Origin of the sequence: Halomonas cupida, from assembly GCF_900142755.1 — a bacterium.
GTDB classification, from domain to species: domain Bacteria; phylum Pseudomonadota; class Gammaproteobacteria; order Pseudomonadales; family Halomonadaceae; genus Halomonas; species Halomonas cupida.
The window spans coordinates 179,096-191,941 of record NZ_FRCA01000003.1; the positions used below are offsets into that span (position 1 = coordinate 179,096).

Below are 12,846 nucleotides of genomic sequence, written 5' to 3' on the forward strand. Positions count from 1 at the left end.
AAGCTCGAGGCAGATGTGGGGAAATCAGGCGACTTCCGGAATGGAAACCTCGTTGTTGCCGACGAGCTCGATGGCCGGAAGATTTCCAGTGATTCCGCCAACCAGGCCGTCACCGCCCAGCAGGCCACCGACCAGGCCATCATCGCCCAGTAGATCACTGACCAGACCATCACCGCTCAGCAGGCCGTCATTGCCCAGCAGGCCGCCGGTCACGCCGCCGACCAGCCCGTCTTCGCCCAGCAGACCACCGACCAGGCCGTCATCGCCCAGCAGGCCGCCGACCAGGCCGTCACCGCCCAGCAGGCCGCCGACCAGGCCATCACCACCCAGCAGGCCGCCGACCAGGCCGTCACCGCCCAGCAGACCACCAGTCAAGCCACCCAGCAGGCCATCACCACCCAGCAAGCCGCCGACCAGGCCATCGCCACCCAGCAATCCACCGAGCAGACCATCATCACCACCCAGTAGTCCACCGAGCAGGCCGTCTTCGCCCAGCAGGCAACCCAGCAGGCCATCCTCGCCGAGGATGCTGCCAATCAGACCGCCCCCGCCGGTGAGGCCGCCGAGCAGGCCGTCTTCGCCGATGACGCCATTGACCAGGTCTGCGCCAAGCAGTCCACCCAGTACACCGTCGGCCTCGAGCATGCCTTCCAGGTCGCCTACTACACCGGTGAAGGCTTCGTTGAAGGTCTCAGCCAGATGAGAGGCAACATCACTGATGACGCCGGCGACAGTCGCGGTCAGCTCGCCAATCGGAATATTGACCTGGCCGTTGTCGACTACGTCATTGAGGGCGTCGGTGAGCTGGTCGACCAGACCATCGTTGCCGAGCACGTCATCCACTCCTGCACGAACCAGGTCAAACGCGCCTTCGAGGGATGCTGTCAGTTCTGCGGTGAGTGCGCTGGCGACATCGTCAATGTTGTCCAGTTGACCTCCGGCACTGTCGAGCAGGTCGCCCAGGGCCCCATCGGCAATGCCTGCAAGCGCATCGGCGATGCCATCGTCGCCAAGCACGCTGTCCAGGCGATTGCCCACGAGCTCAAGGGCGCCGTCAACGGTGTTGTCTACAACGCTACCCACCTGGCTGGCAATGATGGCGACAGCATCGCCCAGTTCACTGACCGGGAGGCTGGTGAGGTCGTCATCGATCAGTTGGTCGAGCAGCCCTCCATCAGCCAGCACGCCTGCCAGGCTGCCCTGGACCAGGGCCGACGCGTAGCTGGCGGTGTCGACGACATGTCCGGCCACGCCGCCAACGACAGAGACGACACCATTGGCAATTCCTGTCACCAGGTCGAGGTTGTTGTTGCCGCCACCCAGCAGGCCGCCGAGCAGACCGCCCACCAGACCATCACTGCCGAGCAGGCCGCCCAGCAGGCCATCACCGCCCAGCAGGCCGCCGACTAAGCCATCGCCGCCGAGCAGACCGCCCAGCAGGCCATCACCGCCCAGCAATCCGCCGACCAGGCCATCACCGCCCAGCAGGCCATTGAGAAGGTTTGTATTCAGGACGCCACCGAGTAGGTCACCGCCCAGCAGACTATTGCTGCCGGTCAGGCTTGCAGTGGCGTTGCTGACAGCAGCGCTGATGGGGTTCAGTGCGGGTAAAGTCGTTTGAGTTACCATGAGATGCTCCATTCCGTGAATGCATTCGATAAATGGTATGTCAGAGGAGAATCGATATATCGACTCGATGGCACCAAAAAGCAGTGCTCAGGTAGGTGTTGTTTCAGGCGACTTTTGCGGGCGCTAACCGAAATTCATGAAGGCCAGGAGGCAAGTGGAGGCCATCGTGGATCATCCTTGCTGGAGGCCTTGGGTAACGCCCTTGTCGCTCATTAATTAGGTGCTGTAACAGCCCTACCCAATCTAGATCAGCTCTATATCCGGGGGCGTAAGGAATGGTTTTTGTTTGTAACGTTCCTGTTATTAAGGTGTGTTGCTTTTCAATGATAAGTGTTGGGTAAGGCGTTCTGTGGAACGGTGTTTTTTTATTTTCTGGCGCCAGTAGGAATTGGGTGGAAGAGTGGAGCTATTATCGTCCGTGATAATAGTGACTAATGCCAGCGGGGCTTGTTGTCTGGGCTTGTGTGCTTTTCAACCGTCCTCCAGAATGATTCTGTAGAACTCTGAAAGGGCAAAAATTACTCAGGGGGATTTTTATTTCTGGGGCAGTGGTGGAATGGTTCTCGTAGTGCTTTATACAGCCAAGTACAGTATGTGTGTCGTTTCCAGTTTCACATAAAGGGCATTCTGTTTCTCGAAGAAACAAAAACATGCATTTTTGATGCTGCATTTTTAGTGGTCATGGCGATGGAGAGCCTTCGCTCATGCCTGATTCGGAGGAAGATGCGAATTGTTGATATCGTGAAACTTAATGTTTATATGCGTGATTTTATATGTCGCTTTAGTCGTCCTTTATGCGTACTGTCTCTGTCATCGAGATGTTTCGATCATCGAACTCCGTGACTTGAATGCGAATCCTGTCACCGGCCTGGAATGAATAGGTATTCCTGCTGTGAATCACGCGGTCGAATTCGCCGTCGAGGAACATTGTGCAGCCACTGTCCGCACGGCCGTTTGGCGTTGCCTCGAAAACCCTGGCACGGACATGAATCCGTGTCGTTGCCTCACCGGTACTCGCCGCGTCGGGTGCAAGGGGTTGGGATGTTGTCGGTGCCAGTATCTCAGCCTTGAGCAGGCAGGAGTTCACATAGGAGGCCTGGGCCGTGGATGCAGTTGCGCTGAGTAATAGCACCAGTAACCCGCTGAACCATAAGTCCTTCATACGATGCGACTCCTTGTATCAATGCCCGAGAGTATCATGGGGGGGTGTACCTTGGCCTCCGAGGTCCTGTTGTTTGACCTGGCGTAAGTCGAGAACTGGTCTGGAGAGGTCTTGTCTGCAGAAACTGAGTGCAAGGTATTGGACCTCTCCAGCGCCACCATGATGGATCTGGCTCAGGTTCTGTTGACGGACAGGCCACCATCGACAAGCATCGTGGTTCCGCTTACAAAGCTCGAGGCATCCGAGGCCAGAAAGAGTGCTGCGCGTGCCACCTCTTCGGGATCGGCGATACGCTTGAGAGCGTGCAGTCCCTCAACAAAGTCCCGTACTTCCTGAGTTGCTCCGGGTAGGTTCACCATGTTGGCCGGTGTATCTGTTCCGCCCGGCAGGATAGCGTTTACCCGCAGTCCCTGTGGACCATGCTCAACGGCCAGTGTTCTTGTGAGGCCTGTCATTCCAGCCTTGCTTGCGGCATAGGCTGACAAGCCGGATATACCGACCGTATTTCCGACAAAGCTTGACGTGAAGATCAGTGAGCCGCCTCCGCGTGCGAGGATGGCAGGAACCTGATGTTTGGCACCGAGGAAGGCACTGGTCAGGTTGGTATTGAGGACGTCATGCCAGCTTTCAAGCGATGTCTCTGTCATCGGCTCGATAGCTCCCAGAATGCCGGCATTGTTGAAGGCAATATCCAGCCCACCAAAATGCTCGACAGCTGTGCTGACCAACTGCCTGGCATGGCTTTCTTTCTTGACGTCGCCGACCACGGCGATCGCTTTCCCACCTGCTGCCTCGATTTTCTCCACAATGCTGTCGAGCGCCGGTTGCTGACGGCCACTGAGAACAACATTGGCGCCTTCGCTGGCAAACAGCAGGGCAGTGGCTCGGCCAATACCGGAACTGGCGCCGGTGATAATCACAGTTTTCTGATGAAGCATATCCATGGAAGATCTCCTGAAGCAAAGAGTTGTAAATGAAACAAGGAGTTGGGAATTGAACGAGGCGTTGTAAAACCGCCCCGGTGCGGTACGGCTCAGGAGTGGACTATCGTGGATAGGATGGCTCACAACACTCCGATTCCTGCGTTTGAATCAGAAGTTGGTCAAAGGGTGGCGGTAGTTCCTGACCTCGGAGCAGGGCGCAGGACCGTCCGCAGCAGAACCTTCCGCCGGGTTGTGGTCAAATGGTCATCTCATTTCCACTATCAGGATGAATAACCATGAAAAGGATGTTTGGTTCTGTTTATTTCCTGCTTCTGTCGGCAATGCTGGCGGGGTGTGCTGCTGATGGGCATTCTCGCAATGGCAGCGCTGAAGCGTCGCTGGGCGAGCTGCCGGCCAGCTTTCAGGGTGATCTTCCCTGTGCCGACTGTGCGGGGATACGTCATCAGCTTTCGCTGTTACCGGATGGCGTCTACAGCCTGAACACAACCTATCTGGGCGAGGGCGAGGAGGCTCGTTTTCATGAGCAGGGCAAATGGTCACTTGATGGTAGCGGCGACACTCTGACCCTCGATGATGGCGAGCAACCTCGCAAGTGGCGGGTAGAAGATGCCTCAACCCTGGAAGCCCTCGACCTGGAGGGCAACGAGATCGAGTCGACTCTGGACTACACTCTCAAGCGCACCGATGGTTTCGTTACGGACAGCCTGGAGAATACCTACTGGAAGCTGATCGAATTGGACGGTAAGTCCATCGATATGGCTGAAGGCCAGCGTGAACCGCATCTGGTGCTGCATGCCGAGGACGCGCGAGTCGCAGGTTCCACAGGCTGCAATCGACTGATGGGCGGCTATGAGAAGAACGGCGATAGCCTCCGCTTCAGTCAGGTCGCGACCACCATGATGGCCTGTATCAATGGTACGGATGCGGATGTCGAGCCGCGCTTCCTCGACGTACTGGAGGAGACCGCAAGCTATCGCGTGCTGGCCGACCATCTCGAGCTACACGATGCCGATGGCGAGGTTCTGGCTCGCTTTGAAGTGCGTCATCTGACCTGAGGTCGCTGTTGTCGAGGGTGTCCAGGGTTCCGTGCCATCCGACCGGCTCTTGTGGCCGGTCGGATACGTGTTGGTCTTGTGCCAACGCTCGCTGCAAGGCTTCCGGGGGCCCTCCGGAGCCTCTTTCGCAAGGAGGTCTGTCATGGATCATCATGCCTATCAGCACGCTCTCGCCAGTGTACTCGGAGGGAGTGAGCTGCCCTTTCCCGAGGCGGAATTCATGGCACGTCGTCGAGCCTTGCGTCGCTCGATGCAGGCGCACGGGTTCGACGCTCTGCTGCTCACGGATCCCGCTGACCTCTACTACCTGACCGGCTATCACACCTTTGAGGTCTCGGTGCATGCCTGTCTGGTGGTCACGGCCGAAAGACTGGTGCTGCAGGTACCTTCCATCGAGACCGGGCCGGCGGTGGTCACCGCGGTCGTCGACGAGATCATTGGCTATCGCTGGGAATGCATCGATGAGGTGATCGAACCGCTGGCCGACATTCTGGTGCCACACCCGGTCATTGGCGTGGATGCCTTCAGTGCCGGGCTGCGTCACGGTGTGTTCGGTGAATTGCAGTTGCGGCTGGGTAGGGAGCGCTTCCGCAACGATGGCGGTGAGCTGCTCGACCGGTTGCGTATCGTCAAGAGCACTGCTGAGCTGGAGTGTCTGCGCGAGAGTGCTCGGATCACGTCCAGTGGACTCCGCTCGGCCATGGCGATCATCAAACCGGGTATTACCGACAATGATGTCGCCGCGGAAGGCGCTCGCGCCATGCTGGCGGAAGGCAGCGAATTCATGAGTCTGCAGCCCATCGTCACCAGTGGCCGACGTGTCGGTACCATTCACGTCAACCACAAGCGCCAGTTGATCGCAGCGGATGAGCCGGTGTTCCTGGAATTTGGCTCGGCATACCAGCGCTATACGGCACCGATGATGCGCACTGCTGTGGCAGGTCGTCCTTCTGGTGAGATGGAACGAATCGCGGAGCTGTGCCGGAGACTGGGAGAAACGTTGTGTGAGGCCATGCGACCGGGAAACACCTTCGATGATGCGGCGCGTGCCGCCGAGATGATCCTGGCACCGCATGCGGAGCAGGTATTCTTCTCGGGCGTGTTCGGTTACGCCGTGGGCGCCCAGTTTCCACCGAGTTGGGTCGAGGGCACGGGGTTCATCGCCCGCGGTCAGTTGCGCGAATTCGAAGCCGATATGGTGTTCCATCTGCCGCTGTGTCTGCGCCTGCCCGGGCAATGGGGCGTTGGTCTGAGTGACACCGTGCGCGTGACACCCAGTGGTGGGGTGGCATTGACCGACAATGACTGGCGCCTGATGTCGGTGCAATAGCCGCGATCTCATGGGGCGATTGCATGATTATTAACATGGCAATCAAATAGCTCATCCTGATCGATTTGATTGTCGTCCGCACCACACTGGCGCAGATGCACGGATCTGCTGGTGTGGTCTCGCGTCGGCCTGATGGCCGACGGCGGCACGTCCATGTGCCGCCATTAACCCAACATGAAAGCATGCCGGGTTAATATCTCTTGACCTGAAGTTAACTTGAGGAATTATCGTGCACGGACACGTCACCCCGATATACCAGAGAGTACTGATATGTTCCGTTACTTCGAGAACCTGGTAAACCCCTATCCCGAGGGGGAGCCGAAGGTACCGCCACGAGGGTTGCTGCCCTTCATCATTCATTTCTCGCGTCCGGTGGCGGGTCTGCTGCTTGCCATGTCACTGGCCACGGCACTGGTCTCGGCTACCGAGGTGGTGTTCTTCCACTACATGGGGGAGTTGGTTGACTGGCTTTCCAGCGCCGAGCGCGAAGGGTTTCTCGATGAGCATGGCTGGCGTCTGGCGGGTATGGGACTGCTGGTGCTGATCGGGTTGCCGTTGCTGGTACTGCTGCAGTCGCTGCTGACCCACCAGGGAATTTTCGGCAACTATCCGATGCTCGGTCGCTGGCTGGCACACCGTCACATGCTGCGCCAGAGCATGTCCTTCTTCCAGGACGAATTCGCCGGACGGGTGTCGCAGAAGGTCATGCAGACGGCACTGGCGGTGCGTGAGACGGTCATGAAATTGATGGACCTGCTGGTCTATGTGGCTGTCTATTTCACTGGCGCCATGCTGCTGCTGGGCAGCGCTGAGCCCTGGCTGATGGCGCCGCTGGTACTGTGGTTGGCGGGCTATATTGCCATCATGCGCGTGTTTGTGCCCCGGTTGCGCAATGTCTCGATGGCTCAGGCGGATGCCCGTGCGCGAATGACTGGTCGCGTGGTGGACAGCTACAGCAATATCCAGACCATAAAACTGTTCGCCGACACCCATCGTGAGCAGGACTATGCCCGCGATGCCATGGAGGCGTTCATGGTCACGGTGCACGATCAGATGCGTCTGGCGACAAAGTTGTCAGTGAGCCTGACCCTGCTCAATTCCATGTTGTTGGTCGGCATTGGGGCAATGGCAGTGGGTGCCTGGTACCTGGAAGCGGTCTCGCTGGGTGTGATTGCCGTGGCGATTGGTCTGGTGATGCGTATTCGCTTCATGTCCGACTGGATTCTGTGGGAAGTAGCCAGCCTGTTCGAGAATATCGGTACCGTGCAGGATGGCATCAATACCATCGCTCGCACACCGGAAGTACTGGATGCACCGGACGCTGGGGAGCTCGTCGTGCCCCTTGGCAAGATCCATTTCGATGCCCTGCGTTTTGGCTACGACCTGCCGACAGGCGAGGCACGGCGCGTCTTTGACGGGCTTGACCTGATCATCGCGCCGGGCGAGAAGGTCGGTATCATCGGCCGCTCCGGGGCCGGCAAGTCAACCCTTGCCAACCTGTTGCTGCGCTTCTATGACCTGGAAGGTGGTGCGATTCGCATCGATGGTCAGGACATTGCCGGTGTCACCCAGGAGTCCTTGCGTCATCATATCGGCATGGTCACCCAGGACACTTCACTGCTGCACCGTTCGGTGCGTGACAACATTCGTTACGGCAGCCCGGATGCCAGTGAGGAAGCCATCTGGCAGGCAGTGCGTCAGGCTCATGCCGATAGTTTCCTCGAGGAACTGGTCGATCCTCAGGGGCGGCGTGGTCTGGATGCGCATGTCGGTGAGCGTGGGGTGAAGCTGTCCGGTGGACAGCGGCAGCGTATTGCCATCGCTCGGGTACTGCTCAAGAACGCGCCGATTCTGGTACTCGACGAGGCAACCTCGGCGCTGGATTCCGAAGTGGAGGCCGCTATCCAGGAGCAACTCTACACTCTGATGGAAGGCAAGTCGGTCATTGCCATTGCCCATCGCCTGTCGACCATCGCCATGCTCGACCGCCTGGTGGTGATCGATGAAGGGCGCATCGTAGAGACCGGCAGTCATGAGCAGCTGTTGGCTCAGGATGGCCTGTATGCGGGGCTGTGGCGGCGGCAATCCGGTGGCTTCCTCGGCGTCGATGCCTCGGTCGAGCCGCATGAATCATCCCCCAGGGAGGAGGTGACGCCGTGAGTTCCGAGGTGCTGAGAAATGAGTACTGCGAAATGAGACAGAAGAACCGCCTTGTATGGCGGTTCTTCTGTAGCCGGGAAGCGGTTTGCCGGGCGTTGTTTCAGCTTCAGGCATAGGCCTGTGGTGACTCGATGTCGAGCTGAGGCAGAATGTGATCCAGTTCGGCAACGGACCTGGGGGCGAGCTCGCCGGCACGTGACTGACCCAGTGACGGTGATATCAGCTCATACCCTTCATCAATATGCTCATTGAACTGGCTGACATCACCATCCTCGAGGTGCTGGTCGAGGGTATTGAGCAGGTTGTCACGCAATGCACCGAGCATGACTTCGCCGTTCTCTCCCTGGGGAATCGAGTTGATCCACTCCACCGTCTGCTCCGGGGTGAGCCCATGCAGTTCGCCATAGCGCATCAGTAGCGGCACGGCGTTGTAGCCATCTTCGCTGCGCTCGATCAGTACCTCTGCGGCTTCCTCGCTGAATCCGGCATGGGTCAGGAAGTTGGCGGTGGTCTGGGTTTCGTAGGGCGTCTCCTTCAGCGATTCCTGGATATACAGACCCAGTGACGCGGCCGTAGCGATACCGAAGCCCACCGGGCCACCCCAACTGGTGGAGCCGAACAACAGTGCCATGCTGACACCGCCGGCGACCGCGGCGTTCAGCCCGGCACCGAGGTAGTCTCCTTCCTGGAAGCGCGCGACGGCATCGGCACCTGCCAGAGTGGCGCCCATGATATGCACGAATCTGCCGGCTGCCTTGAGGTTGCCCACGGTGCCGGTGTCGGTGACATTGCGATAGGCGGCCACCAGCTGGGCGCTGTCAACGCCGACTCGAGAGAGCGCCACGCCGAACTCGGCGGAATTACGCAGATTGGGGTCTTCGAGGAAGTTGTGCCCGGCATTGATCAGCCCGGACCCCACGATGGCGAATGCGGTTGTGCGGAAAGTCGTGCTGAAGGGGATATTGCTGTTGCGCACGAACTTGCCATCGATCTGGTCGAGGGTGTTGTTGAGATTGCGCAGGATACCGTTGACCCGACCGAATTCATTGCTTCCCTCCAGCGGCTCGCTGGGAAGGACGCCACTGAGCATTGTGGCTATCTCGTTGAGGTCGCTGGTCGAGACGCCCATCAGCTCTGCCAGCTGAGGCTTGTCGCTCAGTGCTTCTTCGATGCTCTGGCGGGCGTCGGCCATGGCGTCGGCATCGGTGAAGTCTAGATCCGCCGCAGAGCTCAGCACATTCTCGTTGAGGTAGGCACCGACCAGGGTGGCGGCAAGAGGATCGTCACCGCTGATACCCAGTTCGTTGAATGTCTCTACCAGTGCATCGCCAGCTTCTCCACGCACCAGCTCGGGATTCTCCTGCAGCGCCGTGGACACGGCCAACCGAGCATTGGGATCATCGATCAGACCATCGATGCGTTCTTGATAATCCGAACGTATCCCGTCAGGTAGGCTCTGCAATTGCTGGATGTGCTCCAGCAGGGTTGTGCCACTGTCGGCCAGGTCTTCGCGCATGCCTTCCAGTTCGGTGCTCCATTCATCACCCTGAGACTCGATGTAATCCTCAATGGCGGCCTCCATCTGCTCGGGCGTCATGGCGGAGCCACCGGTATCAATCAGGTAGCCCAGTTCCTGGAGGTGTTCGTAATAGGCCTCGGACTGGTCCCCGATGGTTTGATCGCGGAACCGCTCGGCGGTGCCAATGACTTCCTCCCGGAAGCCGTCCATGACGCCTTCCCGGGAGGCAAGCTCAATAGCGATGGCAGGAATCCTGTTTCCTTCAGAGACGGCCTGATTCATGGCTGCGCGCAGGCCATTCATGTCGAACAGACTCATGTCGACTACCTGTTCCACCGCCGCGTCACCCTTCTCTGTTCCTGCAATCCGGTCGAGGATGCCGTTGAGGATCATGGTGCCGCTATAGCCGATCTCTACACCGGCGTACCCTTCATCCCTGAAGTTCTGTTGCGCCTGCTCGAGCTGCGGGAGCATGGCGTCCACTACCTCGCCGGCGAACTCCGGTGGTAGGTCCTCGGTCAGGGTCTCCAGACGTTCCATGGCCTGCAGGGTCCGGGCTGCCGGCATTTCATTGTCGTTGCCTTCCTCCAGGATCGGCTCGGCGGCCCACTCGACGGCCTCATCAATGATCGCCTGACCATCGCTGGAGCGATCCAGAGCCGCCTGGACCCGCTCGGAGGCATTGCTGTAACCCTCTTCGTAGATGTGCAGGGCTTCGGCTGGGTCATCAGCGGCCTGGGCCTCGGCGATGAAGTCGGAGGCACTGTTCTCGGCAATCTCGCGAACCTCACTGGAACGATCCAGCGCGGACTGCACGGCAGGAGAGGCATTGTCATAGGCCTCCTCCAGCATCTGGAGCGCCTGCTCCGGGTCACTCTCGGCCTGGGCGTCAGCGATGATCTCCCGGGCCTCATTCTCCACTTCGGGCCCGCCATGACTGGTTTCGCCCAGGTCGAGGTTGAGCTCCTCCGCGGCCTGCTCAATGGCCATCTGAGCCGGACCGGCATCAACCCAGTCGTGATCATACAGGCGCTGCAGGGCTGCCTGTTGCTCTTCCGGGGGGAGGTGGCTGACATAGGTCTGCACATCGCTGGCCAGTTCCCCGACCTCGGCATCCATATCAACCGCCGAAGGGTCATCGGCATATTCGAGGTTATTGCCCTGTTCGCGGAGACTCTGTACGAAATCCGACTCTCCCTCGGGGATACCCTGTGCATCACGTGGCGAAGTGGCCGCTTCTTCCGGGGACGTGTGGGGAACGAACACCACATCGCCGACATCGATCTGATCGGGTGCCGACAGGTCATCGCGCTGGTTGAGCTCGAGAAGCTCATTGAAGTCGACATTCAGCTCTTCGGCGATCTCGAACAGGCTGTCACCTTCCTCGACGACAAAGATGCGTTCTTCGCCGGCATCCAGTTCGCCCGGGCCGCCCGCGTCTTCCCGCGAGTCGAGCGCACTCTCGACGGCATTCTCGAAACGTTGCTGCTGGGCCTGGCTCAAGGCGGTTGAGGTCATGCCATCGGCACTGTACCGCCGCAGGGTCTCGATATCGATTCGGTATGACATGGTGCCCACTCTTGCGTACTGATGAGAAGGTTCGAGCCTAGGGGCGGACCTGGCGCGAGTGGGTGAATTTTCAATGAATAATCCATGAACCTCTTATGAAGCACTGATGAAACACCCAAGGAACGGCAAGGCCTCCTCGTGTGCCAGGCCGAGCATAGAGTGTGTGAAGGGGATGCCTTGGTACTCAAATCGGGAATTTGTCGATGGTAGCGGTTGGGTATACTGCCCACACTGACTCTGAATACCGATTTCTGAACACCAATTTCTGAAGAGCAATTTCTTGAGAGCAATGGAGTAGAGCTGGATGCAGCAGATGGTTCGCGTTGCCGCCCTGACCGGCTATGTTGCACTGCTGGCCGAGTGCAAGGTCGAAGCCCGGCACCTGCTCGCGGATCTGGGGTTACCTCCGGATTACCTCGATCGTCCGGATCGACTGATTCCCGTCTTGACCAAGATCGACCTGCTGGAACTGGCGGCCCGCGTCACGGGATGTCGTCATTTCGGCTTGTTGCTTGGCCGCCATCAGAATATCTCCACCCTGGGTCTCGTGGGACTGCTGATACAGCAGTGCGAGACCATGCGCGAGGCACTCACCATCATCGCGGAGCAGATCGGTCGCCATGTTCAGGGACTGGAGGTACGTCTGGCCGAAACCGAGGATCAGGCGTTCTATCACTTTACCTACCGAGTGGATGGCCAGACGCAACCGTCACGTCAGCACAGCGACCACACACTGATGGTGGCCTACAACATCATCTCCTTTCTGTATGGCGAGTCGATCAAGTTGCGCGCGGTCTATCTGGTCGGTGATGAGCCCGTCGATGTGGAGCCCTACACGCGTCTGCTGCAGGCGCCGTTGTGCTTCAACAACAGAGACAGTGCGCTGGTCTTTGATCGCAGCTGTCTGGAGCAACCCATCTCCGGGGGAAGTCCGATGTTGCGCCGTCTGATCAATTCATTGATGCGTCACCATCAATGGAATGATATCGAGGACAAGGTGGAGTGGATCATCACCAACCTGCTGCCGCTGGATCAGGTGAAACTGGACGATGTCGCCGGTGCGCTGGCGGTGTCGGCACGAACACTGCAGGCACGGCTCGCCCAGCGCGGCCTGAGCTTCCAGCAATTGCTCGACAGGGCTCGCATGAAGGCAGCGCAGGCCTACCTGCTCGATACCGACCTCAGCCTGAGCGAGATTGCCGAGTTGCTTGGCTACAGTCAGTTGAGTGCCTTGACGAGAAGTTTCAAGCGCGTCACTGGCCTGAGTCCTACCCAGTGGCGACGAAAGCATAAGACGGAAAACGCTGGTTTTGCGTGATCTGTCAAATTAGATGCATGACGGGTCAATGTTTGCCGCAGTGAGTTCTCTATTCTGCTTGGACACCACAAGCAAACGACAACCAACAAAGAACAACTATAGGTGGCATGCCATGACCACAGATCAGCAGACAGTACTTGAAAGGCAAGAATCCAGGTTA

At 58.7% G+C, this 12,846-nt stretch carries 9 protein-coding genes; 4 read left to right on the forward strand and 5 right to left on the reverse strand.

Annotated elements, in window-relative coordinates:
- Positions 1 to 24: 24 nt before the first annotated feature.
- From BUE38_RS07220 to BUE38_RS07230, 3 genes are all read right to left on the reverse strand, one after another.
- Positions 25 to 1,629 carry a hypothetical protein gene (locus tag BUE38_RS07220; RefSeq protein ID WP_073434361.1) on the reverse strand — a complete coding sequence of 535 codons (1,605 nt, stop codon included), beginning with the start codon at positions 1,627 to 1,629 and terminating at the stop codon, positions 25 to 27.
- A 781-nt stretch (positions 1,630 to 2,410) separates the two neighbouring features.
- Positions 2,411 to 2,791 carry a hypothetical protein gene (locus BUE38_RS07225; RefSeq protein WP_073434362.1) on the reverse strand — a complete coding sequence of 127 codons (381 nt, stop codon included), beginning with the start codon at positions 2,789 to 2,791 and terminating at the stop codon, positions 2,411 to 2,413.
- 173 nt (positions 2,792 to 2,964) lie between these two features.
- Positions 2,965 to 3,858 carry an SDR family oxidoreductase gene (locus BUE38_RS07230; RefSeq protein ID WP_234986810.1) on the reverse strand — a complete coding sequence of 298 codons (894 nt, stop codon included), beginning with the start codon at positions 3,856 to 3,858 and terminating at the stop codon, positions 2,965 to 2,967.
- 152 nt (positions 3,859 to 4,010) lie between these two features.
- Here BUE38_RS07230 and BUE38_RS07235 point away from each other — a divergent pair, with 152 nt between their 5' ends.
- The gene (locus tag BUE38_RS07235; RefSeq protein ID WP_073434364.1) at positions 4,011 to 4,790 is read left to right on the forward strand and encodes an META domain-containing protein; all 780 of its coding nucleotides are present in this window, start codon (positions 4,011 to 4,013) and stop codon (positions 4,788 to 4,790) included.
- A gap of 142 nt (positions 4,791 to 4,932) precedes the next feature.
- Positions 4,933 to 6,120, forward strand: a complete 1,188-nt coding sequence (locus tag BUE38_RS07240; RefSeq protein WP_073434365.1) for a M24 family metallopeptidase — start codon at positions 4,933 to 4,935, stop codon at positions 6,118 to 6,120.
- An 8-nt stretch (positions 6,121 to 6,128) separates the two neighbouring features.
- Here the strand turns inward: BUE38_RS07240 and BUE38_RS22905 are convergent, their stop codons facing one another.
- Positions 6,129 to 6,275 carry a hypothetical protein gene (locus BUE38_RS22905; protein WP_159438868.1) on the reverse strand — a complete coding sequence of 49 codons (147 nt, stop codon included), beginning with the start codon at positions 6,273 to 6,275 and terminating at the stop codon, positions 6,129 to 6,131.
- A gap of 115 nt (positions 6,276 to 6,390) precedes the next feature.
- On the opposite strand from BUE38_RS22905, the gene BUE38_RS07245 reads away from it, so the two are divergent.
- Entirely contained in the window at positions 6,391 to 8,280 is a 1,890-nt protein-coding gene (locus BUE38_RS07245) for an ABC transporter ATP-binding protein (protein WP_073434366.1), read from the forward strand.
- Positions 8,281 to 8,386: 106 nt separating this feature from the next.
- Here BUE38_RS07245 and BUE38_RS07250 read toward each other — a convergent pair whose 3' ends face one another.
- Positions 8,387 to 11,368, reverse strand: coding sequence for a LysM peptidoglycan-binding domain-containing protein (locus BUE38_RS07250; RefSeq protein WP_073434367.1), 2,982 nt, complete (start codon positions 11,366 to 11,368; stop codon positions 8,387 to 8,389).
- Between the two features lie 304 nt (positions 11,369 to 11,672).
- Between BUE38_RS07250 and BUE38_RS07255 the strand changes: the two genes are divergently transcribed.
- A complete protein-coding gene (locus BUE38_RS07255; RefSeq protein WP_073434368.1) occupies positions 11,673 to 12,686 on the forward strand; it encodes an AraC family transcriptional regulator in 1,014 nt (337 codons plus the stop codon).
- Positions 12,687 to 12,846: the final 160 nt, after the last annotated feature.